General features: G+C 72.3%; 23 protein-coding genes and 2 pseudogenes. 12 read left to right on the top strand and 13 right to left on the bottom strand.

What is annotated here, in order from left to right; genetic code table 11:
* Positions 1-57: 57 nt before the first annotated feature.
* Positions 58-1,209 carry an acyl-CoA dehydrogenase family protein gene (locus DNK56_RS12170; protein WP_111333436.1) on the bottom strand — a complete coding sequence of 384 codons (1,152 nt, stop codon included), beginning with the start codon at positions 1,207-1,209 and terminating at the stop codon, positions 58-60.
* A gap of 64 nt (positions 1,210-1,273) precedes the next feature.
* Between DNK56_RS12170 and DNK56_RS12165 the strand changes: the two genes are divergently transcribed.
* Positions 1,274-1,933 (top strand): TetR/AcrR family transcriptional regulator, encoded by a 660-nt coding sequence (locus DNK56_RS12165; protein ID WP_111335724.1) that lies wholly within the window; start codon positions 1,274-1,276, stop codon positions 1,931-1,933.
* Here the strand turns inward: DNK56_RS12165 and DNK56_RS12160 are convergent.
* The 8 genes from DNK56_RS12160 to DNK56_RS12120 all read right to left on the bottom strand — a co-directional run bounded on the left by DNK56_RS12160 (position 1,930) and on the right by DNK56_RS12120 (position 11,825).
* Positions 1,930-3,009 carry a Zn-dependent alcohol dehydrogenase gene (locus DNK56_RS12160; RefSeq protein WP_111333434.1) on the bottom strand — a complete coding sequence of 360 codons (1,080 nt, stop codon included), beginning with the start codon at positions 3,007-3,009 and terminating at the stop codon, positions 1,930-1,932. The two genes, DNK56_RS12165 and DNK56_RS12160, sit on opposite strands and share 4 nt — an antisense overlap.
* 55 nt (positions 3,010-3,064) lie before the next feature.
* Positions 3,065-4,459, bottom strand: a complete 1,395-nt coding sequence (locus DNK56_RS12155; protein WP_111333431.1) for an aldehyde dehydrogenase family protein — start codon at positions 4,457-4,459, stop codon at positions 3,065-3,067.
* Positions 4,460-4,755: 296 nt separating this feature from the next.
* A complete protein-coding gene (locus DNK56_RS12145; protein ID WP_111333428.1) occupies positions 4,756-6,117 on the bottom strand; it encodes an ABC transporter ATP-binding protein in 1,362 nt (453 codons plus the stop codon).
* A gap of 149 nt (positions 6,118-6,266) precedes the next feature.
* Entirely contained in the window at positions 6,267-6,887 is a 621-nt protein-coding gene (locus DNK56_RS12140) for a TetR/AcrR family transcriptional regulator (protein ID WP_111333425.1), read from the bottom strand.
* Between the two features lie 45 nt (positions 6,888-6,932).
* Positions 6,933-8,243 carry a hypothetical protein gene (locus tag DNK56_RS12135; RefSeq protein ID WP_111333423.1) on the bottom strand — a complete coding sequence of 437 codons (1,311 nt, stop codon included), beginning with the start codon at positions 8,241-8,243 and terminating at the stop codon, positions 6,933-6,935.
* The gene (locus tag DNK56_RS12130) at positions 8,240-8,578 is read right to left on the bottom strand and encodes a hypothetical protein (protein WP_241989847.1); all 339 of its coding nucleotides are present in this window, start codon (positions 8,576-8,578) and stop codon (positions 8,240-8,242) included. The genes DNK56_RS12135 and DNK56_RS12130 overlap by 4 nt, the downstream gene beginning before the upstream one ends.
* A 157-nt stretch (positions 8,579-8,735) precedes the next feature.
* On the bottom strand, positions 8,736-10,391 hold the full coding sequence (locus tag DNK56_RS12125) for an IS1182 family transposase (protein ID WP_111335593.1): 1,656 nt from the start codon (positions 10,389-10,391) through the stop codon (positions 8,736-8,738).
* 33 nt (positions 10,392-10,424) lie between these two features.
* Positions 10,425-11,825 (bottom strand): RNA-guided endonuclease InsQ/TnpB family protein, encoded by a 1,401-nt coding sequence (locus tag DNK56_RS12120; RefSeq protein ID WP_274543569.1) that lies wholly within the window; start codon positions 11,823-11,825, stop codon positions 10,425-10,427.
* A 23-nt stretch (positions 11,826-11,848) separates the two neighbouring features.
* Between DNK56_RS12120 and tnpA the strand changes: the two genes are divergently transcribed.
* Entirely contained in the window at positions 11,849-12,277 is a 429-nt protein-coding gene (gene tnpA / locus DNK56_RS12115; RefSeq protein ID WP_111333421.1) for an IS200/IS605 family transposase, read from the top strand.
* A 104-nt stretch (positions 12,278-12,381) separates the two neighbouring features.
* Here the strand turns inward: tnpA and DNK56_RS12110 are convergent.
* Positions 12,382-13,548 (bottom strand): annotated as a pseudogene (locus tag DNK56_RS12110) (right-handed parallel beta-helix repeat-containing protein); the annotation flags it as partial.
* Between the two features lie 120 nt (positions 13,549-13,668).
* Between DNK56_RS12110 and hmgA the strand changes: the two are divergent.
* The 3 genes from hmgA to DNK56_RS12095 are packed head-to-tail and all read left to right on the top strand — an operon-like array spanning position 13,669 to position 17,202.
* Positions 13,669-14,994, top strand: a complete 1,326-nt coding sequence (hmgA, locus tag DNK56_RS12105; RefSeq protein WP_111333419.1) for a homogentisate 1,2-dioxygenase — start codon at positions 13,669-13,671, stop codon at positions 14,992-14,994.
* A gap of 46 nt (positions 14,995-15,040) precedes the next feature.
* A complete protein-coding gene (locus DNK56_RS12100; RefSeq protein WP_111333417.1) occupies positions 15,041-15,826 on the top strand; it encodes a GntR family transcriptional regulator in 786 nt (261 codons plus the stop codon).
* A gap of 56 nt (positions 15,827-15,882) precedes the next feature.
* Positions 15,883-17,202: a type ISP restriction/modification enzyme gene (locus DNK56_RS12095; RefSeq protein ID WP_158558540.1), complete on the top strand. Its 1,320-nt coding sequence runs from the start codon at positions 15,883-15,885 to the stop codon at positions 17,200-17,202.
* Positions 17,203-17,208: 6 nt separating this feature from the next.
* Here the strand turns inward: DNK56_RS12095 and DNK56_RS12090 are convergent, their stop codons facing one another.
* From DNK56_RS12090 to DNK56_RS12080, 3 genes are all read right to left on the bottom strand, one after another.
* Positions 17,209-17,835: a TetR/AcrR family transcriptional regulator gene (locus tag DNK56_RS12090; RefSeq protein ID WP_111333415.1), complete on the bottom strand. Its 627-nt coding sequence runs from the start codon at positions 17,833-17,835 to the stop codon at positions 17,209-17,211.
* Positions 17,836-18,001: 166 nt separating this feature from the next.
* Positions 18,002-18,265, bottom strand: a complete 264-nt coding sequence (locus tag DNK56_RS12085; RefSeq protein ID WP_093709516.1) for a hypothetical protein — start codon at positions 18,263-18,265, stop codon at positions 18,002-18,004.
* A 152-nt stretch (positions 18,266-18,417) separates the two neighbouring features.
* Positions 18,418-19,218, bottom strand: a complete 801-nt coding sequence (locus DNK56_RS12080; protein ID WP_199563778.1) for an SGNH/GDSL hydrolase family protein — start codon at positions 19,216-19,218, stop codon at positions 18,418-18,420.
* A gap of 277 nt (positions 19,219-19,495) precedes the next feature.
* Here DNK56_RS12080 and DNK56_RS12075 point away from each other — a divergent pair, with 277 nt between their 5' ends.
* From DNK56_RS12075 to DNK56_RS12045, 7 genes and pseudogenes are all read left to right on the top strand, one after another.
* Positions 19,496-19,720 (top strand): hypothetical protein, encoded by a 225-nt coding sequence (locus DNK56_RS12075; RefSeq protein ID WP_111333410.1) that lies wholly within the window; start codon positions 19,496-19,498, stop codon positions 19,718-19,720.
* 90 nt (positions 19,721-19,810) lie between these two features.
* Positions 19,811-22,465 (top strand): ABC transporter permease, encoded by a 2,655-nt coding sequence (locus DNK56_RS12070; protein ID WP_146610497.1) that lies wholly within the window; start codon positions 19,811-19,813, stop codon positions 22,463-22,465.
* Between the two features lie 23 nt (positions 22,466-22,488).
* Positions 22,489-22,758, top strand: a pseudogene (locus tag DNK56_RS12065) (IS982 family transposase); the annotation flags it as partial.
* Between the two features lie 246 nt (positions 22,759-23,004).
* Positions 23,005-23,547, top strand: coding sequence for a TlpA family protein disulfide reductase (locus DNK56_RS12060; RefSeq protein WP_111415641.1), 543 nt, complete (start codon positions 23,005-23,007; stop codon positions 23,545-23,547).
* Entirely contained in the window at positions 23,544-25,412 is a 1,869-nt protein-coding gene (locus DNK56_RS12055; protein ID WP_111333404.1) for an ABC transporter ATP-binding protein, read from the top strand. Before DNK56_RS12060 ends, DNK56_RS12055 begins: the two co-directional genes overlap by 4 nt.
* On the top strand, positions 25,409-26,080 hold the full coding sequence (locus DNK56_RS12050) for an ABC transporter ATP-binding protein (RefSeq protein WP_241989846.1): 672 nt from the start codon (positions 25,409-25,411) through the stop codon (positions 26,078-26,080). Before DNK56_RS12055 ends, DNK56_RS12050 begins: the two co-directional genes overlap by 4 nt.
* Positions 26,080-26,505 carry a S26 family signal peptidase gene (locus DNK56_RS12045; RefSeq protein WP_111333402.1) on the top strand — a complete coding sequence of 142 codons (426 nt, stop codon included), beginning with the start codon at positions 26,080-26,082 and terminating at the stop codon, positions 26,503-26,505. The genes DNK56_RS12050 and DNK56_RS12045 overlap by 1 nt, the downstream gene beginning before the upstream one ends.
* Positions 26,506-26,521 lie beyond the last annotated feature (16 nt).

Here is a 26,521-nt window from a genome sequence, read left to right as displayed (position 1 = left end):
CGCCCAGCTTCCGCCGGAGCAACCCGCGCCACATCCGCGCGGATACTCAGACGGTACTCAGAACGCGGAGACGCCCGTCAGGGCCCGGCCGATGATCAGCTTCTGGATCTGGCTGGTGCCCTCGTAGAGCGTCATCACCCGGGCGTCCCGCAGCAGCTTGCCGACCGGGTACTCGTCGATGTAGCCGTAGCCGCCGAAGACCTGGAGGGCGTTGTCGGCGGCGCGCACGGCGGCCTCGGAGGCGAACAGCTTCGCCTGGGACGCGGCGGTGGCGAAGTCCCGGCCCCGGTCCACGAGGTCGGCGACGCGCCAGGTCAGCAGGCGCGCGGCCTCGACGTCCACGGAGATGTCGCTGATGAGTTCCTGGACGAGCTGGTAGCCCGCGATGGGCCGGCCGAACTGCTCGCGCTGACCGGCGTACCCCACGGCCGCGTCCAGGGCGGCTCGGGCGATGCCTACGCAACCGGCCGCCACCGACATCCGGCCCTTGGCCAGGGCGGACATGGCGATCGAGAACCCCTTGCCCTCGGGGCCCAGCAGGGCGCTCGCGGGCACCCGGACGTCCCGCAGGACCAGTTCCGCCGTGGCCTGGCCGCGCAGGCCGAGCTTGCCGTGGATGGCGCGGCGGGTGAGGCCGGGGGTGTCGGCCGGGATCAGGAAGGCGGAGACGCCCCGGTGGCCGGGGTCGTCGTCGGTGCGGGCGAAGAGGAGCACCACATCGGCCCAGGTGCCGTTGGTGATGAACATCTTGCTGCCGTTGATCACATAGTCCCCGCCGTCGCGGACGGCGCGGGTGGCCAGCGCGGCGGCGTCCGAGCCGGTGCCCGGTTCGGTCAGGCCGAAGCAGCCGACCGCGTCGCCGGAGGTGAGCCGGGGCAGCCACCGCCGCTTCTGCTCCTCGTCGCCCCAGGCGGCGACGGTCTTGGCGACCAGGCCGAGGGAGACCGAGACGATGCCGCGCACCGAGGAGTCGCCCCGGCCCAGCTCCTCGGTGACCAGGCAGTAGGCGAGGTGGTCGCCGCCGGAGCCGCCGTACTCCTCGGGGACGGTCAGGCCGAGGAAGCCGAGGGAACCCAGCTTCTTCACGATCGACATATCGACGTTCTCGGAGCGGTCCCACTCGGCGGCGTACGGGGCGACGTCGCGGGCGACGAAGTCCCGGGCGAGCTGCCGCACGGCCTCCTGCTCCTCGCTGAGCTCCAGGTTCACAGCCCGCACCTCCCCCTTAATTAGCACTGCTAGTTTTTAGGTCGCAGGGCCTACTATGTGCCGCATGGCCCGCCCGCGCAAGCCCCTGCTGAGCAGAGAACGCATCGTCGAGACGGCGAGCGCCCTCGTGGACGCCGAGGGGCTCGACGCCGTCTCGACCCGCCGGCTGGCGGCCGAACTGGGGGTCAGCGGGCCCTCGCTGTACAACCACTTCCGCAACAAGGACGAGATCCTGGACGCGGTCGCCGACGCCGTCTCCGCGCAGGTCGATCTGTCGATGTTCGAGGAGTCCGATCCGCGTGACTGGCGGGCCGCCCTGCACGACTGGGCGGTCTCCTACCGCGCGGCGCTCGCCGCGCATCCGCACATCGTCCCGGTACTGGCGCGGGGGCCGGGGCGGCGCCCGGCCGGGCTGCGGGTGGCGGACGCGGTGTTCGGGGCCATGGTGCGCGCGGGCTGGCCGCCGGCCCGCGCGACCTCCATCGGCGCGCTGATGCGCTACTTCATCACCGGTTCGGCCCTGGGCTCGTTCGCCCGCGGGTTCGTGGACGACGAGACGGCGTACGACCCGGCCGACTATCCGCATCTGGGGCAGGCCCACCTGCTGGCCGAGCGGCGGCAGCAGGTGGACGAGGGGGCGTTCGAGACGGGGCTGCGCGCCCTGGTGGACGGGCTCGAACTGCAGTACGCACAGCTGGAGCCCGCTCCCCGGCACGAGCCCTAGAAAACCACCAGGGCGCGGCCGCCCTTGCCGGCGATCATGTGGTCGAACGCGGCCGGGATGCCGTCCAGGCCGATCCGGTCGGTGACCATCATGGACAGGTCGAAGCGTCCCGCGCGGATGTGTTCGGCCAGTACGGGCAGGTCGCGGGCCGGGTCGCTGTTGCCGTAGACGCAGCCGGACAGGGTCCGGCCCCAGTGGAAGATCTCCAGGGCGTTGAAGGTCACCTGCTGGTCCTTGCCGCCGATGCCGACGACCGTGGTGCGGCCGCCCCGGCGGGTGGACTCCCAGGCGGCGCGGATGGTGGCCGCCCGGCCCACGCACTCCACGGCCACGTCGGCCCCCTGGCCGCCGGTGAGCGCGCGGACGGCGCGCGGGGTGGTGTCCGAGGCGACGACGTAGTCGGTGGCGCCGGCCCGGCGGGCCAGCTCCTCCTTCTCCGGGGAGACGTCCACCGCGACGATCGTCGAGGCGCCGGCGATCCGGGCGGCCTGGAGCACGGCGAGCCCGACGCCGCCGATGCCGAACACCACGACGGACTCGCCGGCGCGGACCCGGGCGCTGTGGTGGACGGCGCCGTAGCCGGTGAGCACCGCGCAGCCGAGCAGCGCGGCGTCGGTGAGCGGGATGCCGTCCGGGGCGGGCAGCACGCAGTTCGCGGCGACGACGGTCTCCTCGGCGAAGGCCGCCACGTTCAGGCCGGGGTGCAGTTCGGTGCCGTCGGCCGTGCGGGCGTGGACGGCGGAGGTGCCGGCCAGGGCGGAGGCGCAGAGCCACACCTCGCCGATGCCGCAGTGGTGGCAGCTGCCGCAGGAGGGCGCCCAGTTGAGGACGACGCCGTCGCCGGGGGCGACATGGGTGACGCCCTCGCCGGTCGCGACGACGGTGCCGGCGCCCTCGTGGCCGAGGACGGCGGGGACGGGCACCCGCATCGTGCCGTTGGACAGCGAGAGGTCGGAGTGGCAGACCCCGGCGGCGGCGAGACGGACGCGCACCCGGCCGGGGCCGGGCTCCGGCAGGACGATGTCGGTGATCTCCAGCGGAGCTCCGACGGCGGACAGTACGGCGGCGCGGACCACGGACTGGCTCCTTGCTGTTCGGTGGGCGGAACGGGGGCGTGCGGGCGGAACCGGTTCAGAACTGGAGGGACTTGGTCTGAAGGTATTCGCTCAGGCCGTGCTCGCCCAGTTCCCGGCCGACGCCGGACTGCTTGTAGCCGCCGAAGGGCGCGAGCGGGTTGAAGCGGCCCCCGTTGATGTCGACCTGGCCGGTGTCCATGCGGCGGGCGAAGGCCACGGCCGTCTCGTCGTCGGCGGCCCAGACGGCGCCCGCGAGCCCGTAGACGGTGCCGTTGGCGATGCGCAGCGCGTCCTCCTCGTCCTCGTACTTCAGGATGGACAGGACCGGGCCGAAGATCTCCTCCTGGGCGATGGTCATCTCCGGGGTGACGTCGGCGAAGACCGTGGGGCTGACGTAGTAGCCGGTGGGCAGCGGGGCCTCGGGGCCGCCGGCGACGAGCCGGGCGCCCTCCTCGACGCCCTTCTCGATGTAACCGCGCACCCGGGCCCGCTGCTCGGCGTTGACGAGCGGGCCGATCCGGTCGCCCGGCACGTACTTGGCGACGGCCGCCGCCGCGAGGGCCACGGCCTCCTCGTACCGGCCGGCGTCCACCAGCATCCGGGTCCAGGCGCTGCACGTCTGGCCGGAGTTGGACATCACGTTGGCGACGCCCACGTTGACCGCGCGGGCGAGGTCGGCGCCGGGGAGGACCACGTTGGCGGACTTGCCGCCGAGTTCCAGGGCGACGCGCTTGACGGCGCCGCCGGCGAGGGCGCCGATACGGCGGCCCACGGCGGTGGACCCGGTGAAGGAGACCAGGTCGACGTCCTCGTGCTCGGCGAGCGCCTGTCCGGCGACCGGGCCGAGGCCGGTGACCAGGTTGAACACGCCGGCGGGCAGCCCGGACTCGTCGACCGCCTCGGCGAACAGCTGTGCGGTGAGCGGGGTGTCCTCGGCGGGCTTGAGAACGACCGTGCAGCCGGCGGCGAGCGCGGGGGCCACCTTGGCGACGATCTGGTGCAGCGGATAGTTCCACGGGGTGATCGCGCCGACGACGCCGACCGGCTCCAGGTACACCGCGGAGCTGCCGTGCCGCTGCTCGAAGGAGTACGTGGCGGCGAGGTCGGCGTAGGAGGAGGCGACCAGGACCGGGAGCCCTGCGTGCACGGAGGCGGCCAGGGCGGGCGGGGCGCCCAGTTCGGCGGTGACCGTCCCGGCGATCTCCTCCGCGCGCGCGGCCAGCACGTCGCGCAGGGCCGCGAGGCGGGCGGCGCGCTCGGCGGGCGGGGTGGCGGCCCAGCCGGGGAAGGCGGCGCGCGCGGCCCGTACCGCGGCGTCCACGTCCTCGGCGGTGCCGGCCGGGACATGGCCGATGACCCGCTCGTCCGCCGGGTTCACGACGGCGATCGTGTCCGTTCCCGCGGCGGGCCGCCAGGCGCCGCCGATGTACATACCCTCGTGGGCCCTCATCGCTGTTCCTCCCGGCTCGCGGTGACGGACGGGATCGTCCGGGCCCCAAACTAGCGCTGCCAGACCGACCGGCGGATGGGGGGCGGGTGAAGGAGCGGGGCTGGGTGCGTGCGGCTGCAAGGCGGAGGATTGAGGCAACGCGGAGCGTTGTTGATTGACGACAACGCCGCAGACGTGCGTGCCCGGACCCGCGACGCCGCCCCCCATCCGCCGGTCGGTCTGGGTTTTTGGGCGCCAGAGACCCTTGTCACGTCGGCGTGCCGGGGGCGCCCGGCCAGTGGGAGGCTCAGAGCCTCCTACATGTCCAGGCCGGGTACGTCCTTCGGCAGCGGGCAGATGCGGCGGCCCTGGTGGTCGAAGACGTACAGGTGGGCGAGGTCGACCAGGAGCGGCACCTGGCCGCCGGTGCGCAGCATCATGTCGGGCCCGGTCCGCACGACGAGGTCGCTGGAGGTGACGGCGGGCCGGTCCGGGCTGTGCGCGCCGGGCGGCAGGTCGCCGGTCTCCGGCGCCTCCAGGACGGCGACGGAACCGCCGCCGACGTAGGAGGTGGCGCGCTCCTTGATCCGCTCCAGCACTCCGGCGCCGCCCGCCGCGCCGCGCCGCCGGCGTACCGGCCCCCGGTCGGTGCGGGCGAACTCCAGCTCCGGGACTACGGCGGGCCGCGAGCCGGTGTTGAGGTGCACCAGCGCCTCGTGGCCCTGGTACTCGACGTGCTCGACGATCCCGCTGAGCGCGACCTCGCCCGGCCGGGCCTGGCTGGGCGGGGCGATCCGGACCGCCTCGGAGCGCAGTCCGACGATGATCGGGCGGCCCTGCTGGATGCGCAGCAACTGGTGGTCGTGGCTGAGCGGTTCGGACAGCGGCAGGCGCTGGCGGCCCAGGTCGATGGACATCCGGCCCTCCAGCGGCGCGTGCACCACGGCCTGGAGGAGGTTGATCCGGGGGGTGCCGATGAAGGCGGCGACGAACACGTTCTCCGGCAGGGCGTACACCTCGCGCGGGGTGCTGACCTGCTGGAGGATTCCGCCGCGCATGACGGCGACCCGGTGGCCCAGAGACATGGCCTCCGCCTGGTCGTGCGTCACATAGACGGTGGTGACGCCGAGTTCCTTGGTGAGCTGGGATATCTCGGCGCGCAGATGGTTGCGGAGCTTGGCGTCGAGGTTGGACAGCGGCTCGTCCATCAGGAAGGCGGACGGCTGGCGCGAGATGGCCCGCCCCATGGCGACCCGCTGGCGCTCGCCGCCGGAGAGCTGGCCGGGGCGGCGGTCCAGGACGCGCTCGATGCCGAGCATCCTGGCCGTGTTCTCGATGCGTTCGGTGTGGTCCTGGCGGGGGTTCTCCAGCTTCAGCGGGAAGCCGATGTTGTCCCGGTTGGTCATGGTGGGGTAGAGCGCGAAGTTCTGGAAGACCATGGCCATCCCGCGCTCGCGCGGGGTGAGGTGGTTGGCCTGTTCGCCGTCGAGCAGGAGCTCGCCGTCGGTGATGTCCTCCAGGCCGGCGATCATGCGGAGCACCGTCGACTTCCCGCACCCCGAGGGCCCGAGCAGGACGACGAACTCGCCCGGATCGATGTGGAGCGAGAGGCGGTCGACGGCGCGTGGGGACCGTCCGTATGCCTTGCTGACGTTGTTGAGCGTGATGGCGCGAGTCATGTGGTTCCGCCCGGAAAGGATGGTGGTGGAGCGGTGGGGAGCGGCAGCAGTGGCCTGAAATTAGCCCACCGCGCCCGGTGAGGGAATGACTCGCGCAAAGTTGTCCCGCACCGGGCGCGGTTCACCGGCACGCCTGTGCCGGCCCCCGCTCAGTCGAGCCGTCGCGCGAGGTAGGCGTGGAGGAGTTCGCGGGTCTCGGCGACGATCGCGGCGTCGCCGGACGGGTCGGCGCGGAAGGCGAGTTTCAGCAGGGCGTCGGCCGCCTCCACGCAGACCAGGATGGCGCGCGAGAGGTCCTCGTCGGCCTCCCGGCCCAGCTGGGCGGCCAGGAGTTCGGCGAGCCGGCCGGCGACCCGCTGGTTGGCGTCGTCGGCCGGGTCCTCGTCGGGGGCGGGGGCGCCGAAGTCGACCAGGGCGAAGCCGGGCACGGTGCGCTTCATCGCCAGGTACTCGTCGAGCACGGCGTCGATGGCGCCGCGCCAGTCGGCGGACTCGACGGCGGTCAGCCGGGCGGTGATCCGCTCGGCATAGCTGTCCAGGTTGCGGCGGGCCAGCGCGTCCGCCAGGGAGCGCTTGTTGGAGAAGAAGCGGTAGACGGAGCCGATGGGCACCCCGGCGCGGGCGGCGACCGCGCGGGTGGACAGCTGCTCGTAGCCGGTCTCGTCCAGGAGCTGGGCGCAGGCGTCGAGTATCCGGGCGAGCCGTTCGGCGCTGCGCTGCTGCACGGGCGCGCGGCGGAGGTTGGTGTGGGCGTGGGGCACGTCTTCCATGATGCCGTGGACCTCCTGCGCGCCCGGCGCGGGGCGGGTGCGCGGTCAGGCGATGAGCAGGGCGAGACCTCCGACCGTGTACGCGATCATCAGGACGAGCAGCGGGAGCTGGCCGATGACGGCGCGCCGGGGCGGCATGAGCCGTACGGATCTGTCGTGCGCGGCGACGACCCCGAGGACGTGTCCGGTGACGATCGCGAGGACCTGGAGGGTGGCGACGCCGCCGGGCCCCAGCGGTGGTGCGGGCGGGTCCGGCCGGTCGGCGCCGAGCAGCAGGCGCACGGTGCGCGGGCCCTCGGTGGCGAAGAGCGTGAAGTAGTGGGCGACGAGGTAGCCGACGGCGATCGGTACCAGGGAGTGCGCGAACGCGGCGAGTGGGTGGGCGAGTTGACCGCACACCAGCCGGACCGCCCCGGCGCACAGCGCGTACAGGGCGGCGACGAGGGCGACCGCGCCGAGCAGCCCCAGGGTGGCGGTGGTGGTACGGCCCAGGGCGGAGGTCTGCACGGTGCCGATCCAGCGCGGCGCGTCGGAGAAGCCGTCGTACGCGGTGGAGCCGAGCATCACGCAGACGGTGGCGGTGAGTCCGGGCAGCCGGGGTGTGGCGTCGAGCCCGTTGAACGGGGAGCGCACCACGAGCCGGCGGTCGGCGGGGCGGCGGCCGAGCGGGGCGAGCCGGGCGAGCAGGCCGGAGTAGACCTCGAAGGCGTCGGCGTGCTCGAACCAGCGGGCCCCGTACACCGCGGCGCCCGCCAGCTGGACGGCCGCGTAGCAGCCGAGGAACGCCAGCAGGGCGGTGGGCGAGGCGGGGTCGGGCGCGACGAGTTCGAGCCAGGTGAAGGCGAGGAGCCCGGCCGCCGCGGGCCACATGCCGAGGCGTACGGGGAGGGGGCGGCCGGTCTCCGGGTCGTGGCCGAGGGCCCGGCAGGCGAGCAGGTGCAGGGTGCGCAGCGGGTTGAGGGGGCGCCAGACGGGCCCCAGGAGCAGCGAGGCCGGGACGAGCCCGACCCACAGCAGGACGTAGACCGCGCCGGGTGCCGGGTTGCGGTCCGGGTCTGCGGGGCCGGTGAGCAGGGCGAGCACCACGTACAGCGCGGCGGCCAGGCCGAGTGCGCGGGCGGTGAGCCGGGTGGTACGGGCGTCGGTGAGGCGCTGGACGGCGGCCGGGAGCGGGCGGCCCGCCCGCCGGCCGGTGAACCGCGAGTCGGACCAGAGCAGGCCGAGTGCCAGGAAGGAGACGAACAGCGCGGCGAAGGCCCCGGCGAAGGCGTAGAACGGCGAGAGCGGCAGGTCGTGCTGGGCGCCGATGCCGTGGGCGAGGACGGTGGCGGCGCCGGGGGCGGGTGCGCCGGTCACCGGACGACGAGCTGGGTCAGCAGCAGGTCCGACTCATGGGTCTCGACCTCGAAGAGACCGGCCCGGTCTGCGGTGAAGGTGAGCGTGACCGTGCGTCCGGCGGGCAGTTCCGCCTCCTTGTCGTAGCCGTGGACGTGCAGGGTGTCGTCCCGGTCGCTGCGCACCCGCAGGCGCACGGTGGAGCCCTTGTCGATGCCGGTGCGGCCGGGTGCCGGGCGGACCGTGCCGTGCTCGACGGTGACCGTGACGGTGGTGGTGCCGTCGTCGGGCGGGGCGGTGGGGCTCGCGGGGGCGCCGCCGAGGGTCGTGGCGGCCCGGACGGGCTTCGCGTCCACGGCCCAGGCGGTGTGGTCGTCGGCGTACAGGCCGGCGGTGAGCCGGGTGCCGCCTCCGGCGGAGCGCAGCAGCGCCTCGGGGAGGTGGAACCAGGGGCCTTGAAGCTCACTCCCTCGTGAACGACTCCGTTGGGGAATGCAGAAACGGGGCTGGTGGTCAGGCTGTCAGGGTGAGTGCGGCGAGGTGGGAGGTGCGTGTTGGGCCGAGGGGGGTGCCGTTCAGCCAGGCGTCGAGTCGGATGATGTTGATGGCGGTGGCTGCGAGGACGTTGCCGAGGTGGGTCTTGCGTTGCCCGGTGTAGCGGGTGTGGCGGATGCCGGTGCGGCGGACGGCTTGCGAGATCGTGCCCTCGACACCGGCCCGGATGTCGTACCGCTTCTTCCACTCCTCGGTTCGCTGTTCCCGGCGGCGCTGGTCGAGAACCTGCTGCTGCTCGCGGGGCAGCAGGGTGAGGCTTCGGCCCCACTTGCCGTTCGACGCCCTGGTGCACTTGTCCCGCACCGGACAGGCCGCGCAGTCCTGAGCGGTGAAGTGCACCCGCGAGACGGGTGTGCCGCTGCTCTTGCGCTGATCGGACCAGCTGGCACTGACCTTGCCCTGGGGGCAGACGGCCGTCTTGGCGTTCCAGTCGATGGTGAACGCGCTCTGTGTGAAGTGCTCGCCGTCATGGTTCTCGTGGCAGGTGTCCAGGCCGACCGGCCCCACCAGCTCGATCCCGTACTGGTCCCGGGCGGTGACGATGTGCGCGGCGGTGACATAGCCGGCGTCCACGTCGTGTTCGTCGGGAAGCAACTCCCGTTGTCCCAGGCCCTGGTGGACGGCCTCGGTGATCTCGGTGTCGGCGACGGTGGCGTCCGTGGTGCAGACATGGGTGATCAGGTGCGGGGCGTCGGGTTCGCAGGTCTCGCTCAGGTGGGTCTTGTAGCCGCACCAGCCCGATCCCCGCTTCACGCCGTAGCGGGCGTCGGGGTCGTAGGGCGAGGAGAGCCGACGTCTGGCCGGCGGGAGGTCCTTGCCCTCCCGCCAGTGCACCCCCTCGCTGTCGCGGTGGTACTGCTCGACCCAGGCCCGGCGCAGGACCTGGACGGCCGGGATCTGCCGCAGCCAGGAGGGGGCCCCGGGGGCATGGACGGCCTCAAGGACGGTGAAGCCGTCCCGGCCGACCTGCTCGGCCCACTGCGCGCGGACGTTCTCGCCCTTGGGGAACCGGTAGGAGTCGACCCGGGCGCCGTAGCGCTTGACCCAGTCGGCGGTGACCAACCCGCTCAGCCAGTCCGGGGCAGCCACGGCCAGCGCCTCCAGCGCGGCGCGCAGGGTCTCGCCGACGAACTCCATCCGGTTCAGTGTCCGCACCGCCGCCAGCACATGGGTGGAGTCGGTGCGCTGACGGCCCCCCGACCGCAGCAGCCCAAGCGCGGAGATCCGCTCCAGGACCAGGTCCAGGGCTTTCTCCTCCAGGCCGTGCTCGATCAGTCGGACGCGGAAGTCGCTCAGGACAGAGAAGTCGAACCCGGGGTCGTCCAGTTCCAGGCCGAGGAGGAACTTCCAGTCCATACGGGCCCGCACCTGGTCAGCGGCCTGCCGGTCGGTGAGCCCTTCTGCGTACTGCAGGACCGAGACCAGCGCCAGCGCGCCGGGCGAGACCGCCGGACGCCCCCGCTTCGCGAACGCCTCCGCGAAGGACCCGTCCTCGAACAGCGAGCCGAGAGCCTCGCGCACCCGCACCGCAAGCGTGCCCTTCGGGAACGCCGCCCGCACCACCCGAGCGGTCAGCTCCGGCACCCCACGGTCATCCCGGGACTCCAACGACACCCAGCCCACCCCTCGCTCCAACGAACAGAACGATCATGCCAACCACAACGAGTCGACGACGCCAGTTTCTGCATTCCCCAACGGAGTCGTGAACGAGGGAGATTCCCGCCTGGCTTGCGCCGGTGGGTTGGACGGCTTACGCCGCCTGACGACTGCCCTCCCGGCAGCCGGGATGACCACGGTGTGGCCGATCCGGTACAGGTGCAGGATGTTCCGGGCCGCGTTCTCGTCGGCGTTGCCGGTCCATCCGCACATGCTGTTCTTGCACACGAACGTGGCCTGGTCCTCGCGGCTGCCGGGTGTGACGAGCCCGCAGGCGTGGCAGCGCTGGGAGGTGTACGGGGCCGGGACCTTGACCAGGGTGCCCCCGTTTCGGGCGGTCTTGTACCCGAGCATGGTCATGGTCCGGCCCCATGCCTCTTGGGCTATGGAGCGGTTCAGTCCGGCCTTGGCCGCGACGTTCCTGCCCGGCTCCTCGATGGTGCCCTTGGCGCTCTTGGTCATGTTCGTGATGTGCAGGTCTTCCACCACGATCACGCCATACGTGCGGGCGAGCATGGTGGTGGTCTGGTGCTGCCAGTCGGTTGCTCGTCGCGTGGCTGTTGCTCGGAGTCTGCCGATCCGGCGGTACACAGCGCGCAGGCGGCCTGAGAACTTCTCTCCGCGCTTGCGGTGCTGCTTGAGACGTGCGGCGTGCTGCTCAAGGCGGAGCAGCACGGTTTTTTCCTTCTCGGTGAGCCACTTGTCCCGGTCGGCGGTGCCGTCGGGAAGGCGCGGCGCGTGGCTGTGGTCCTGGTGGTTGCCGTCCGATAGGGCGAGGGGGAGGTTCACGCCGAAGTCGATGCCGATCTCGGGACCGGTGTGCGGGGCCGGGACGGCCTCTCGGGTCTGGACGCGGAAGGCGATGTGCCAGCCGAGCGAGTCCTTGACCAGCCGTGCCCCGGTGATCCGGTTGTCGGTGTCGGCCCGCTTGCCGATGGGAAGGTCGCGGGTCCAGCGGAACCGGACCCGTCCGATCTTCGGGATCTGGGCCTCGCCCCAGCGGCGGTTGATCCGAACGATGTTCAGATCCCGGCCCTGCGGCACGTCCACCGTCAGCGGAGTGCGGATGCGGGCCTTGAAGTTCGGCTCGTCCGCCCGTCCTTCCCAGCAGTTCTTCCATGCCTGGAAATACGTCTTGAGGACGGCCTGTGCCGCCTGTGCGGGCAGCACACCGAGCCAGTCGATCTCTTTGCGGGCCTGCCGGATCGCCTCGTCCGCAGCCTTCAAGTCGCGGCGGTACTTCGGCGTCATCGTCCAGAAGTCGTGCAGCAGGTTCCACGTCGTACGCGCCGCGTGGCCCTGGTCGTCCATGAGCCGGACTTGCGCAGGAGTGAGCGCCAGTCGGGCGCGGTGCCCGAACTGCCGCTTCTCGTACGCGATTTCCTGACCCATGATCTTCACCCTAGCATAGGTTTATGTCACCACGATGGAACCCCAATCCCGATGTACGCACAGGACGTCACGTCGTCTACAACTTGCACGTCCACTTGGTTTTCGTAACGAAGTACCGACGCAAGGCCATGACCGACGCCATGCTGACGCGGTGCGAAGAGATCATGCGGGAGGTGTGCAGCGACTTCGAGGCCGAGCTGAAACAGTTCAACGGCGAGGACGACCACGTGCATCTCCTGGTGCACCACCCGCCAAAGGTCCAGCTCTCCAAGCTGGTCAACAGCCTCAAGGGAGTCTCGGCCCGGCTGCTGCGCAAGGAGTACGACAGCCACGTGCGCCGATATCTGTGGGGCGGACACTTCTGGTCCGGCTCCTACTTCGCAGGCTCCTGCGGCGGCGCACCGCTGACCGCGGTCAAGCAGTACATCGAGAACCAGAAGCGGCCCGTCTGACCGTTGCCCCGGAGGCTCGCAGCGAACTCCGGCGCTGCGCGCCTCCGCGCCAAGGATGGCCTTCACCCCCGCCCTGAAGGGCGGAGCACTGGCCAAGATCAGAGGTAGAGGTTCCAGTTGCCGCCCGCGGTGATGATTCCGGTGCCGGGCGGCATGGAGATCTGGGGGCAGACCACCCCGTCCTCGTAGCCGCGTTCGGCGGGCGGCCGGGCGCAGGTGCCGTCGGCGACGTAGCGGTAGTAGTCGGCGTTGTTGTCGTGGATGAGGTTGCGTTCGAAGCGAGCGTGGTTCTGCGGGAGCCCGGGGTGGCCGGGGAAGGCGCTGTCCATGGATGCGCCGCCCATGTTGTGGTCGAACTCGTTGTCGTGGACGTAGACGGAGTCGCCCGCGGTGCCGGAGTAGCCGACCATGCTGTGGTGGCTGCGGCAGCCGGTGATCTCGATGGAGTAGCGCGGCACGTCGTAGCCGTAGCCGTCGTTGATGTTCGAGGCGCTGCCGGGGTAGATGCCGGAGTCGCCGTTGCCGTAGGACTCGCAGTTCTTGTACAGGCCATGGTCACTGGCGAAGGTCAGGAAGCCGTACTCGTCGTTCCAGCGGGTCAGTACGTCGTCGATGACGAAGCCGTCCTGGGCCAGGACGTAGAGCGAGTTGAAGGTGGTGCGCTGGGCGGTGAAGTTCTTGAAGTAGACGCCGTCGGAGCCGTCCGAGCGGATGGCGTTGAGCTTGCGGTACTTGGCGTCGATGACGACGTCCGTGCGGGCGGCGCCGGTGCCCTCGATCTGGAGGTCCTTCTTGCCGAGGATCGCCACCAGGTTCTGGTTGTGCGGGCACTTCAGCTGCTGGGCGTAGCTGAGGATCTGGTAGCCGAGCTTGGAGTCGGGTGCCTTCAGCCGGGCGCACTCCCCCGCCGGCTTCGGCAGCGAGGGCTCCTCCTCGTACAGGCCGGGGAGGATCGCGATGTTCATGCCGGGGCGGTCGACGGCGTCCACGGCCTGCTGGAGGTGGCGGTAGCCGGAGGCGCGGCAGCGTTCGAAGAGCTTGAGGTTGCGGGTCCTCAGCGCCTCGGGGAAGCCGGACACCCGGCGTTCGAAGTCGGCGCGGTCGGTCTTGCAGACCAGCAGGTCGGGTGCGCCGGACCGGTACTCGGGGACGCTGCCGGTGCCGTCGGGCAGGGTGACCGGCCGTTCCTCGTGCGCCTGGGCGGCCGGAGCCGCCAGAGTTGCGGCGACGAGCGCCGCCAGGACCACCGAAAGTCTACGTGTCCACGACATGTGGCGGAGAGTAGAGCATTGTTCAGCTTTTTGAACCCCTTCCGCACGGCGAATGCCGTTGACGCGCCCGCCTTCCATTCCTACGGTTGTGCATAGGATTTCTTCTCACCGGGAGCGCACATGAGCGGCATCGAGCAGGCGAGGAAGACGGCGGAGGCGCTTGTGTACTCCACCGGTTTCGGCAATCAGCACAGCTCCGAGGCAGTACCGGGAGCGCTCCCGCACGGGCGCAACTCGCCCCAGCGGGCCCCGCTGGGGCTGTACGCGGAGCAGCTGAGCGGTTCGGCGTTCACCGAGCCGCGCGCCCACAACCAGCGCAGCTGGCTGTACCGCATCCGCCCCTCGGCCGCCCATCCGCCGTTCGTCCGCACGGACAACGGCGCGCTGCGCACCGCCCCGTTCACCGAGACCGTCCCCGACCCGAACCGGCTGCGCTGGGACCCGCTCCCGGACCCGGCGCCCGGCACGGACTTCCTCGCCGGTCTGTGGACGCTGGGCGGCAACGGCGACGCGGCGCAGCGCACCGGCATGGCCGTGCACCTCTACCACGCCGACACGTCCATGGACCGGGTGTTCAGCGACAGCGACGGCGAACTGCTGATCGTCCCCGAGCACGGCGGGCTCCTCCTGCGCACCGAGCTGGGCATGCTGCGCGCCGAGCCCGGTCATGTGGCCCTGATCCCGCGCGGCGTCCGCTTCCGGGTGGAGCTGCTCGACGCCACGGCGCGCGGGTACGTCTGCGAGAACTACGGCCGCCCCTTCGTCCTGCCGGACCTGGGGCCGATCGGCGCCAACGGGCTGGCCAACGCCCGCGACTTCCTGGCGCCGGTCGCCGCCTACGAGGACGTGGAGCGCCCGGTCGAGGTGGTCAACAAGTACTGCGGCAACCTCTGGACGGCGACGTACGACCACTCCCCGCTCGATGTGGTGGCCTGGCACGGCAACCACACCCCGTACGTCTACGACCTGCGCCGCTTCAACGTCATCGGCTCGATCAGCTACGACCACCCGGACCCGTCGATCTTCACGGTGCTGACCTCGCCCTCGGACACGCCGGGCCTGGCCGGGGTCGACTTCGTGGTGTTCGCGCCGCGCTGGCTGGTCGGCGAGGACACGTTCCGCCCGCCGTACTTCCACCGCAATGTGATGAGCGAGTACATGGGCCTGATCGAGGGCGCCTACGACGCGAAGACGGCCGGCAAGGGCGGCTTCGTGCCCGGCGGCGGCTCGCTGCACAACATGATGTCGGCGCACGGCCCGGACCGGGAGACCTTCGACAGGGCGAGCGCGGCCGAGCTGAAGCCGCAGAAGATCGACGACGGACTGGCCTTCATGTTCGAGACCCGCTGGCCGGTCACCGCCACCGCTCAGGCGGCGTCGGCGGACCGTCTTCAGCACGGTTACGACGACGTATGGCAGGGTCTGAGCCGCAACTTCCGGCCGTGACGGACCCCGCCGCCCGAGCCGGCGTCCCCGCAGGCAGGAGAACCAGGTGCCGCACCCCGCTCCCCGTACCCCCGCGCCCCGCGATGCCTCGTTCGCGCCCGACTCGCTGGTCCTGAACCGCAAGCTGCCGCTGTGGTACCAGGTCTCGCAGTCGCTGCGGGCGTCGATACTGGGCCGCGCCCCGGACGCCACGCTGCGGCTGCCCACCGAGGAGCGGCTCGCGGCGCACTACGGGGTGAGCGTCCTGACCATGCGCCAGGCACTCAAGGAGCTGGAGACGGAGGGCCTGATCAGCCGGCACCGGCGGCGCGGCACGTTCATCGAGCCGCACGCCCGCCGCAGCTCGCCGGTCCGGCTGCTGGGCTCCATCGACGCGATCGTGGCCCAGCAGTCGGGCGAGCGCTCCACGCTGCTGGACCACGGCCCGGTCCCGGTGCCGGGCGAGGTGGCGGAGTACTTCCCCGGCTGCGCGGAGGTCGTCGGCTACCGCCGGCTGCGGTGCGAGGAGGAGAGCGGCGAGCCGACCAACTGGGCGCAGAACTGGGTGCACCCCGAGGTCGCGGCGGACCTGGACGCGGCGGACCTCGACCGGTGGCCGATGACGAAGGTGCTGCGCGACCGGGTCGGGGTGCCCATCTCCCGGATCACCGACACGGTCGAGGCCCGGCTCGCCGACCCGGCCACCGCCGAACTGCTGGGCGTGCCGCTGCTGAGCCCGATCCTGTACTACACGGGCGTCACCTACGACGAGGGCGGCCGGGTGGTCGATGTGGCGCAGATCCGCTACCGGGGCGACCGGTTCTCGTTCTCGGTGACGGTCGAGGCGCACTGACGGTCGAGGGCGCACCGACGATCGAGGCGCACCGGGCCGTGCACGGGGTCGTTACGATGCCGGGGAAGGCGGCGGGCGCGGCAGGCGGGGAGGGCGACACGGTGGCAGCACCGGCAGCGGCCGGGTCCGGCACGGACCCGAGCGGCCCGCTCCTCGACGACCTCATGCCCTGGTCGGTGCGGCCGCTGCGGACCGGGCGCGCCTGGGTCACCGCCCCCGACGCGGCATCGCTGCGGGCCCGCTGGGAGCGCCTGGTACGTGCCGAGGCCGAGGAGCGCGAGCGGCTGTTCGCGCCGACCCGGGCCCGTACGCAGCACAGCGCGGTGGCCGCCCTGCCCGGCCGGCCCGGCGCCACCGGCCGCTTCGCCCGTGAGTCGGGGCCCTGTCCGGAGCCGGTGCGGGTGCTGCACGGCCCGTTCGACGAGCAGTGGCTGCTCCCCGACCACCGGCTGATCGACGTGGCCCGGCCCGAGCTGTGGCGGGTGGCCGACGCCGGGCAGCTCTTCCTCGTGGAGCACGGCCGGGTGCCACACGATCCGGGCCCGCCCGTGTCGGTGACGACGCTGCTGCCGGACGGCCACTCCCCCGCCGGGCGCCCCGGCCGCGTCCGCCCGCTGCACCGCCGCCCCGGCGGCCTCGAACCCAACCTCGCGCCGGGCCTGCTGCCCGTGCTGCGCGCCCGGTACGGGGACGGGGTGAGCGCCGACGCGGTGGCGGCCTGGATTCTGGCGGCGGCCCGCCCCTCGCCGGCCGGCTGCGTGGTCCCGCTCCCGGCGGACGCCGCGCGCTGGGCGGAGGGGGTCGGGCTGGGCCGGGAGCTGCTGCGGCTCCAGTTGCGCGGGGCGCGCGGGGCGAAGCGGCCCCGGCTGCCGGGCGGGCAGCGGCCGTATGTGCGGGCCGCCGTGGGGCCGGACCCGGCGCCCCTGGTGTACGACGCCGGGGAGCGGGTGCTCCACCTCGGTGCGGGCCGCATCGCGCCGGTGCCCGCGGGGGCGTGGGAGTTCCGGGTGAGCGGGGTGCGGGTGCTGGAGCTGTGGTGCGAGCGGCGGGCGGCGGCGTGCGGGGCGGCGGGGGCCAGGGGTGCGGGCGCCGGGGATGCGGGGGCCGGGGATGCGGGGCTCGACGCGGTGCGGGCGCGCGGCTGGCTCCAGGAGTGGACCTCGGAGCTGCTGGAGCTGATCTCGCTGCTCGCCCTGCTGGCCGAGCTGCGGCCCCGGCAGGAGGCGCTGGCCGGGGCGCTGGCGGCGGAGCCGGGGATCGGCGCCGACGAGCTGCGGGCGGCCGGGGTGCTGCCGGTGCCGGAGGCCGCGCGGCGGCCCGCCTCGGTGCTGGATCACCGCGAGGAGGGCCCGGACGGGCAGTTCGCGCTGCTGTGAGCGGGGCTACTTCCGGGACGCGTCCCGGTCCGGGAGGGCGGCGGGGCGGTCCAGGGCGCCGAGCAGCCGGACGAAGCCGGACTCCAGGAAGGCGGCGAGTTCGTCCGGGGCGTCCGGCTCCTCCAGCGGCCAGCTGGTGACGGCCTCCTCGGCGAAGGCGAGCCAGGCGCGGGCGGCCAGGGTCAGCCGGGGCGACGGCGGCATGCCGAGTGCGCGCTGTCCCTCCTCGACCCGGCGGGCCAGGGTGGCGCGGGTGGTCTCGACGATGTCCTCGACGGCGGGGTGGCTCCCGGCGGCGCCCCGGACGAGGGCGAGATAGATCCTGCGGCGCCCGGCGACGTACGCGACGAATCCGGCGATGAACGCGCGCGTCCAGCAGACCGGGTCCAGCGAGGCGTCCGGTTCGGTGGCGGCGGCGAAGTCGTCGCACACCTGGCGCACCACGGAGCGGTAGAAGTCGCGTTTGGACTCGAAATAGTGGAAGAGCAGGCCCCGCGATATTCCGGCGCGGCGGGCCACGGCATCGGTGGACAGCTCGTCCAGGGTGCGATCGGCGAGCATATCCATGCCGATCGCCACCAGCTGGGCTCTTCGCTCATCGGGGCGCAGGCGCGCTGCTCGCTTCTCGGACATGGGCACAGTGTAGAAGTAGTTCGACTTCGAATTACCTCCCTACCCGTCCGAGTCCGCCGGGCACGGTGCGTAACCGGGTGCGGACATAGCGACGCGCCACTGCCGCTCCGGGGATGACGGAAGAGCGGGCAGCGGCGCGCTGCGTGAATCCTGGGCGGCCGTGGGGTCAGTGGCGGCTGCCGAAGAGGGAGCGCCGCAGCCGGCGCAGTGGCGCGAAGAGCGAGACCCGTGCACTTCGGCTGCGCCGGGCATGCCCGGCGTCGCGCGAGGTCAGCTCGCGCATCAGCAGGGTCGCTTCCGCGGATTCGCGCTGCGGGACGACGGGGCCGCCCAGCACCGCGAGATGGCGGTCGAGGCGCGAACTCGTCGCACCGCTCCCGCAGGTAATGGCAGGTACGCGCGCCCTGCTGCGTACCGTTATCTGTTCCATGTCACTCCCCACCCGTACGAGGGCACTCGGCCGCAGGTTAACCCTATCCCCTGCCACTGACACTCGTGTATCCCACCACCGGGATTGCGCACACGTGTACGGAGGTTGACGCCGTGTCGGCGGGCGCGCCCCTTCCCGGGGCGCGCCGCCGGTCAGTCGAGCGCGTTGAGGACGGGCAGGTAGCCACCGGACTGGCCGGCGGCGAAGGGGTGGTACGACTCGCCGATGTTCAGCCAGTTGAGGCTGTGCAGCCAGGAGTCGCCGGAGCAGATCTCGTGCCCCGCGAAGGCGGAGGTGACGCTGCCGAAGCTGAAGCCGTGGTCGGCGGCGCGCTTGGCGGTGGCCGTGTTGAGGTAGTCGGCGGCGCCGTTGATGGCGCTGCGGATCGTGTCGTTGAGGCCGACGATGCAGGAGCCGCCGATCTTGTAGAAGCGCGGGTAGCCGAGGACGACCACCCGGGCGTTGGGCGCCTTGGCCCTGATCGCGGAGTACACCGCGTCGAGCTTGCCGGGCAGCGTGTTGTCCACGTAGCCGCGGGCGGTCGCGATGCGGCTGAGGCAGGTGGACTGCGACCGGAGGACACAGGTCGTCATGACGTCGGCGAAGCCCGCGTCGTTGCCGCCGATGGAGATGGAGACCAGGTCGGTCGAGGAGTTGAGCGGGCCCAGCTGACCGGCGGTCACATCGCCGGTGCGCGCGCCGGAGCAGGCGGTGAAGGCGAAGGAGGAGGGCGAGTGGGCCGCGGCCCAGAGGGAGGGGTAGGCGCGGGTGCTGCGCTTGCAGTCGCCGCTGGAGCCGATGTAACTCCCGGAGCCGACACCCGAGGAGTACGAGTCCCCGAGGGCGACGTAGTCGACGGAGGCCGCGGCGCTCGCGCTGCCCGCCCCGGTCAGGGCGAGAACGGCACCGAGCAGGACTGAGGACGAGAGGGCCACGAGTCTGGACAATTTCACGGGATCTCCCTTGGACCGGCCGGCAGGATCTCTGCCTACTCAGTGGTAGCAGCGCGGACCGGCTTTTCGGAAGTGTTCATGCCAAGTCAAATGGGTGAGCTTTCGACGACGGCGCCGTAACGGCCGGAAGGGCCAACTACCCGTTCCCACCAGGGGGTTGCAGCTACCCCGCACGGATGTTCTACTCCATTGGTCCAGGCCAATACCCCGCGGGCAGGAGTCATCTCCTGTGACTCCCGCGCATTCGCGGCGGCACCGACGAGAAGAGGAGATTTCCGTGAAGTTCATTACCGGACTCGGCGACACCCTGCTCCGGAAACTGGTGCCCGAAACCGAGGCGCAGGCCGCCTGTGTCACCTGCGGCACGGGCTGCACGTCGTACAAGCAGTACAAGTGCGAGCAGGGCATCCGGCAGTTCGCCCGGTGCTGCTACATGGCGGGCCGCAGCAACTGCTCCGCACCGTATTGCGGCAGCTGGACCTACTGCGGCAACTACTGCTGATCCCGGCCGCACCCCTGAGTGGCGCGGCCCACGGTTGACCGCCCGCCCCACCGAACGGACCCCGACGAGGAGAACCTTGTGCTGCGTCTGATGCGACAGCAGCTGCTGAACCACTGGGCGCGCTCGCTGGCGCTGCTCGTCGGGATACTCGTGGCCGTCTCCTCGTTCGCCGTCCTCTCCGCCACCACCGAGTCCGCCCGGCTCACCGTCACCGGCACCGTGGGCGACAGCCGGGGCGCGTACGACCTGCTGATACGGCCCCCGGAAGCCGCGCAGGGGCTGGAGACCGAACGCGGACTGATCCGGCCCAACTCGCTCTCCGACGTCTACGGCGGCCTCACCCGCGCCCAGCTCGCCGCCGTACGCCGGGTGCCGGGCGTAGAGGTGGCGGCCCCGCTGGAGGTGCTCGGCTACGCCACGGAACCGGGATCGGTGAGCATCGACCTCGCCGGGCTCGTGCCGGACGGCACCCGGGGCACCTACGAACTCGGCCGGACCTGGTCCTACGACCGCGGCCTGTCCACCATCAGGCAGCGGCCGCACACCGTCTTCATCACCCCCTATCCGCTGGAGACCCGTCCCGGAAAGAGGGTGGTCCGCCAGGAGGCCGACGGCAGGGCCGAATACCTGACCAACCGCTACTTCGAGGTACTGCCCTCCGGTGAACGCCGCGAGGTGTGCAAGGGCGGCCTCCGGGCGGAGGAGCAGTCCCGCGGACTCAGCCCCGCCGTCACCTGCCTGTCCTGGTCGGGGATCACGGCGCGGGGCGAACAGCCCGGGACCCAACATTCCGGACCGTGGACTCGCGTCGTCTTCTCCTTTCCGGTGTCCTATGTCATCGCCGGCGTCGACCCCGAGGCCGAGGCCGGGCTCTCGGACCTCGCGAACGCCGTGACACGGGGCCGCTACCTCACCTCCGCCCCGCCCCGGCAGGTGCCCGGCCGGGGCGGCGAAGCCCCCGGCGCGGTGCTGCCGATGCTGCGCTCCGCCGACGCCTCCAGCGATCTGGCGGTCGCCGTCACCCTCTCCCGGGAGGACGACGGCCACCAGATCCTGAGCAAGAGGTTCGACGCCGGGTCCCGGCAGCTGGAACATGCGGTCGGCAAACGGAGCCAGGCCGTACTGGGCTCGCTCCAGGCCACCGGACCCGTCACGTACGACACGGACGGAGACGGTACCGTACGGCCCCGCACCGTGTCCCGCCCCGACAAGGAGGTCGCCGCACTACCGCTCGACGGCCGGGACCTGTGGTTCCGCTCGCTCGTACCGCAGGGGGAACAGGGCGAGCGGCCCCCCGCCGTACCCGAGATCGTGGGCTCCTTCGACCCCGGCCTACTCCCCGGGTTCGACACGGCGAGCCGCGTCCCGCTCGGCACCTACACGCAGCCGGAGCTCACCGGCGCCGACGCGCGGTCCAGGAAGCTGCTCGGCGGGAAACCCCTGCGCCCCGCCTCCTCCCCGACCTCCTACATCCAGCAGCCGCCGCTGCTGCTGACCTCGACGGCGGCCGCCGACTGGCTCGGCGCCCACGGCTACCTGACGTCCGGCCAGGCCGCGGCCCCCATCTCGGCAATCCGGGTACGGGTGGCCGGGGTCACCGGCGCGGACGCCGCTTCCCGTGAGCGCGTCCGGCTGGCCGCCGAGGCCATCGGCCGCGTTCCCGGTCTCCGGGTGGACATCGTGCTCGGCTCGTCGCCCGCCCCGCTCACCGTCGAACTGCCCGCGGGCGAGCACGGCCGGCCCGTGCTCGCGCTCACCGAGTGGTGGAGCAAGAAGAACGTCGCCTCGCGGATCGTCCGGGCGTCCGACACCAAGTCGCTGGTCCTGCTCGGTCTGGTCCTGGTGGTGTGCGTGCTGTTCGTCGCGAACGCCGCGGCGTCCTCCGTACGCTCGCGCCGGTCCGAGTGGGGACTGCTCACCGCGGTCGGCTGGCGGCGCCGGCATCTGTTCGGTGTGGTGCTCGGCGAACTGCTGCTGCTCGGCACGGTGGCCGGGCTGCTCGGCGCCGCCGCGGCCTGGGGGGCCGCGCGGGCGCTCGGGGTCGACGCGTCGGCCACCCATGTGCTCTCGGCCGTCCCCGTGGCACTGGCCGTCGCGGCGGCCAGCGGTGCGGTGCCGGCCTGGCTCGCGTCCCGCGTGCAGCCGGTGACCGCGCTGCGCCCGGCGGCCGCCACCGGTAGCCGGGCGAGGATGTTCGCAGGGGTGACCGGCCTGGCCGTGGCCAACGCCGTACGGGCCCGGGGGCGCAGTCTGCTGGGCGCCATGGCCGTCGCGACGGCGACCGCCGCGACCCTGCTGCTCCTGGCGGCGACCTACGCCTTCCGCGGGACACTCGCCGGGTCGCTCCTGGGCGAGACGATCTCCGTCCAGGTGCGCTCGGCCGACGTGGCGGCCGTGGTGACCATGTCGGTGCTGTCCGTCGTAGCCGTGGGCGACGTGCTGTACCTCGGCGTCCGGGAACGGGCCGCCGAGTTCGCCCTGTTGCGGGCGGTCGGCTGGGGCGACGGCGTGGTCACCCGGCTGGTCCTGCTGGAGGGCGCGCTCATCGGACTGGCGGGGTCGCTGGCCGGGGTACTGCTCGGGGGGGCGGCCGTGCTCCGGCTGTCCCCAGGCGGCTGGACGGCTCTCCTGCCCGCGGCCTGCGGGGTGGTGGCCGCGGGCCCGGTACTGGCCGCCGCCGCGGGCTTCGTCCCCGTACTGATCCAGCGCAGGCACCCCACCACCCGGCTGCTGGCGGAGGAGTGAACGCCGTGGCGTATGCCGTACCGGCCTTGCGCGGGGCCGAACTGCTGCGGCCGTCGTTCAAGCGGGAGAAACGCCGCACGGGCGAGTCTCTGCTGAAGTCGGTGCGGCAGCTGATCGAGTCGGTGAACGACACCCTCAAGGGCCGGCTCGGCCTGAGAACAGCGTGGCGGCCGGACCTTCGAGGGCGTCGCCGTCCGCGTCGCCCAGCGCGTCCTCGCGCTGGCTCGGCGATCCGGCACAACCACAAGACCGGACAGCCGGTCATGCGATCCCTGAACGCCTACGACCACTGATCACACCGGAACAACTCGTCCAGTGCCCCTCCCGGCAAGCTTTGCCCCGTCGCGCCGCCCAGCACGCACGCTCGCCGCGTTGGCCAAACGCCCTGGTAACTCCTTCCCCAAGCTCTTGACGAGCAGGGGAGGCCCCATCCAAGGACTTCCGGCCGCCTTGCGATCGCACGCACTGGACAACGCTCCTCACGGGGCAAACATTGCCGGTCACGGCACTAGTGAAGATCCCCTGAAAGAGGAATGGGCATGATCTATCTGGCCACCGGACTCGTACTCGTGGGAGCCGTCACGGTACTCAATCTGATGCTGACCCTCGCGGTGATCAGGCGGCTGCGCAAGCACGAGGACGAGCGGCGGCAGCAGAACTTCGTCCCGCCCGAGTCCGGCCCGGAGACCGGCGCGGCGCTCCCCGCCTTCACCGCCGTGACCCTGGCTGGCGAGCCGGTCACCGCGGACTCGCTGAAGGGCCGTCAGGCGGCGCTCACCTTCCTGTCCACGGACTGCTCCGCCTGCGTCATGGCCGTGAACGACATGCCCGAGTTCGCCCGGCGGACCGGCATGGACGCCTCGCAGATGCTGGTGGTCATCGCCGGGGACGAGGCCGACGCGCACAGGATGGCGGAGCCGCTCGCGGGCATCGCGACCGTGGTGGTGGAGGAGACCGGCGGCCCGCTCTCGGCGCTGTATTCGATCCGGGCGACCCCGACGACCGTGCTGGCGGACCCGGACGGCACGGTCACCTACGCCGAGGCCGGCACCAACCCCGTGCTCGAAGGTCTCCCGGCGTGACCGGCGGCCAGGAGCCGGCCGTGCACCGGCTGGGCGGTCCCCGCGGACTGGTCACCGGAGCGGGCGCGGCCCTGGCCCTGACCTGGCGGGCGGGGCGGGGCGCCTTCACCTGCCAGGTCCTGCTCACCCTCGTACAGGGGCTGCTGCCCGCCGCGGTCACCCTGCTCACCAAGTGGCTCTTCGACTCCGTGCAGTACGGCACCACGCCGGGCGGGCTGCCGCCGATGGCCCTGGTGGCGGCGCTCGGCCTGTGCGGCACCCTGCTGGCGGCGCTGCCGTACGCCTCCGACTACGCCAAGTCCCGGCTGCGGCGCGGGATCTCCTACCGGGCGCAGCGGGAGCTGTACGGCAAGGTGGAGGGGTTCGTCGGGATGTCCCGCTTCGAGAACCCGGACTTCCTGGACCGGCTGCGGCTGGCCCAGGACTCGGCGACCGGGGCGCCCGACCAGATCACCACGGCGATGTTCGGCCTGGTGCAGCAGGCCACGGCCGTGACCGGGCTGGCCGTGGTCCTCTCCGGGGTCTCCCCCTGGCTGACGGCGGTCACCGTCGCGGCGGCGGTGCCCGCGCTGTTCATCCAGGTCTCGCTCAGCCGCCGCGAGGCGCAGATGGTGTGGGCGATCAGTCCGCGCAACCGCCGCCAGTTGTTCTACCAGACCCTGATGCTGGACCTCGCCGCCGTGAAGGAGGTCCGGCTGTTCGGCGCCGGCGGCTTCCTGCTGCGGCGGATGAACGCCGAGACGCGGGCGATCAACGCCGCCGAGGAGCGGCTGGACCGCCGGGTGCTGGCCTTCCAGGCCCCGACCTCCGCGCTGGGCGGGATCATCGCCGCGTGCGGGCTGGCGTGGATGATCCACGGCGCGCAGTCCGGCCGGTTCGGTGCGGGCGACGTGTCGGCGTTCATCGGTGCCTCGGCCGGTGTCCAGGGCGTCCTCTCCTCCGCCATCCTGCATGTCACCAGCGGCTACCAGGCGCTGCTGACCTTCCGTCACTTCGTCGACATCCGGCGGCTGCCCACCGACCTTCCGGTCCCGGCCGCGCCGCTGCCCGTCGCGCCGCTGCGCGACCGCATCGAGCTGGACGACGTCTGGTTCCGGTACGGGGAGGACGGGCCGTGGATTCTGCGCGGGGTGAGCCTGACCCTGGAGCGCGGCGAGTCGGTGGCGCTGGTGGGGCTGAACGGGGCGGGCAAGAGCACCCTGGTCAAGCTGCTGTGCCGGCTCTACGACCCGACGCGGGGCACGGTGCGCTGGGACGGCACCGACATCCGGGACCTGGACCCGGCGCTGCTGCGGGAGCGGATCAGCGCGGTGTTCCAGGACCGGGTGGCCTACGACCTGTCGGTGACGGACAACATCGCGATGGGCGACCTGCGCCACCACGGCGACCCGGAGCGGATCGCCGCGGCCGCGCGCCGGGCGGACGCGCACGACTTCGTCTCGCGGCTGCCGCGCGGCTACGACACGATGCTGTCCCGGATCTTCCCGGAGGCCGACGAGGAGGACCCGGACTCGGTGGGCGTCACGCTGTCCGGCGGGCAGTGGCAGCGCCTCGCCCTGGCCCGTGCGATGCTCCGCGAGGGCCGCGACCTGCTGATCCTGGACGAGCCGAGCGCCGGTCTGGACGCGGCGGCCGAACAGAGCCTGCACGAGCGGCTGCGCGCCCACCGCGAGGGGACGACCAGCCTGCTGATCTCCCACCGGCTGGGCACCGTGCGCCGGGCGGACCGCATCGTGGTCCTGGAGGACGGCCGGACCCGGGAGTGCGGCAGCCATGACGAACTGATGGACCTGAAGGGCGAGTACGCGAGACTCTTCTCCCTTCAGGCGTCCGGATACACCGAGAACAGGGAGGTGGAGGTGTGAGCGCCGCGATGATCGAGGTCAGCTCCCTCTCCAAGACGTACGGGGCCGGCTCCGGCTCACCGGTCCGCGCCTGCGACGGGATCGATCTGACAGTCGCCCGGGGCGAGTTCGTCGCGCTCACCGGCCCCTCGGGGTCGGGCAAGTCCACCCTGCTGTACTTGCTGGGCGCGCTCGACCGGCCCGATGCGGGGAGCATCGACGTCGACGGGGAGCGCATCACCTCGATGAACCGCGCGCGGCTGGCCGCCTACCGGCGCCGGGTGGGATTCGTCTTCCAGCGCTTCCATCTGCTCCCTTCGCTGACCGCGCTGGACAACGTCATCGCGCCGGTGCTGCCACACCGGGTCGACTTCGACCGGCGGGCCAGAGCCCGGGAACTACTGGCCTTTGCCGGTCTTGAGGGCCGGGAGCATTCGCTGCCGTCGAGGCTGTCGGGCGGACAGCAGCAGCGGGTGGCCATCGCCCGCGCTCTGATCGGCGGTCCGCGGCTGGTCCTCGCGGACGAGCCCACGGGCAACCTGGACTCGCGATCGGGCGGGGACGTCCTCGATCTGCTGGCCGGGCTGCGCGAACGACACGGCACCACGGTGGTGCTGGCCACGCACGACGCCCAGGTGGTGGAGCGCTGCGACCGGGTGATCCGGGTGCGGGACGGGCGGGTCTCGTGATGTCCGTCGCCGTAATGTGCGCCGGTGCCGTACTGGTGGCCGGACTCGGCGCGTGGTGGGTGCGGCGCACCTTCGTCACCGTGACGGTGCGCGGGTACAGCATGATGCCGACCCTGGCCCCCGGCACCCGCGTGCTGATGCGGCGCGGCACGCGCGGGGTGCGCAAGGGCGGCATCGTGGTGGTCGCCTGCCCGGAGCCGGACACCGCGTGGCGGGGCAAGGCGCCGATCACCGGGGACCTGGCGGCCACCGAGTGGTACATCAAGCGGGCGGTGGCCCTGGCGGGCGACCCGTTCGCCGGTGAGCCGGTCCCGGAGGGCTTCCTCGCGGTGGTCGGGGACAACCGGCACAGCGACGACTCACGGCGGTTCGGACCCTGCCCGATGGACCAGGTGCTCGGCTCGGTGGTCCGCACCCTGGGGTGACGGGGCACGCGGGGCG

The organism is Streptomyces sp. AC1-42W, from assembly GCF_003248355.1.
Classification (GTDB): Bacteria; Actinomycetota; Actinomycetes; order Streptomycetales; family Streptomycetaceae; genus Streptomyces.
This window is presented reverse-complemented; position numbering and strand designations above follow the sequence as displayed.

Excerpts from the sequence above, each read along its gene's own strand:
- hmgA (WP_111333419.1), top strand. The coding sequence starts at position 13,669 with ATGAGCGGCATCGAGCAGGCGAGGAAGACGGCGGAGGCGCTTGTGTAC.
- DNK56_RS12090 (WP_111333415.1), bottom strand. The coding sequence starts at position 17,835 with ATGTCCGAGAAGCGAGCAGCGCGCCTGCGCCCCGATGAGCGAAGAGCC.
- DNK56_RS12140 (WP_111333425.1), bottom strand. The coding sequence starts at position 6,887 with ATGGAAGACGTGCCCCACGCCCACACCAACCTCCGCCGCGCGCCCGTG.
- DNK56_RS12070 (WP_146610497.1), top strand. The coding sequence starts at position 19,811 with ATGCGACAGCAGCTGCTGAACCACTGGGCGCGCTCGCTGGCGCTGCTC.
- DNK56_RS12120 (WP_274543569.1), bottom strand. The coding sequence starts at position 11,825 with ATGGGTCAGGAAATCGCGTACGAGAAGCGGCAGTTCGGGCACCGCGCC.
- DNK56_RS12155 (WP_111333431.1), bottom strand. The coding sequence starts at position 4,459 with ATGAGGGCCCACGAGGGTATGTACATCGGCGGCGCCTGGCGGCCCGCC.
- DNK56_RS12145 (WP_111333428.1), bottom strand. The coding sequence starts at position 6,117 with ATGACTCGCGCCATCACGCTCAACAACGTCAGCAAGGCATACGGACGG.
- DNK56_RS12045 (WP_111333402.1), top strand. The coding sequence starts at position 26,080 with ATGTCCGTCGCCGTAATGTGCGCCGGTGCCGTACTGGTGGCCGGACTC.
- DNK56_RS12095 (WP_158558540.1), top strand. The coding sequence starts at position 15,883 with ATGCCGGGGAAGGCGGCGGGCGCGGCAGGCGGGGAGGGCGACACGGTG.
- DNK56_RS12085 (WP_093709516.1), bottom strand. The coding sequence starts at position 18,265 with ATGGAACAGATAACGGTACGCAGCAGGGCGCGCGTACCTGCCATTACC.
- DNK56_RS12060 (WP_111415641.1), top strand. The coding sequence starts at position 23,005 with ATGATCTATCTGGCCACCGGACTCGTACTCGTGGGAGCCGTCACGGTA.
- tnpA (WP_111333421.1), top strand. The coding sequence starts at position 11,849 with ATGTCACCACGATGGAACCCCAATCCCGATGTACGCACAGGACGTCAC.
- DNK56_RS12165 (WP_111335724.1), top strand. The coding sequence starts at position 1,274 with ATGGCCCGCCCGCGCAAGCCCCTGCTGAGCAGAGAACGCATCGTCGAG.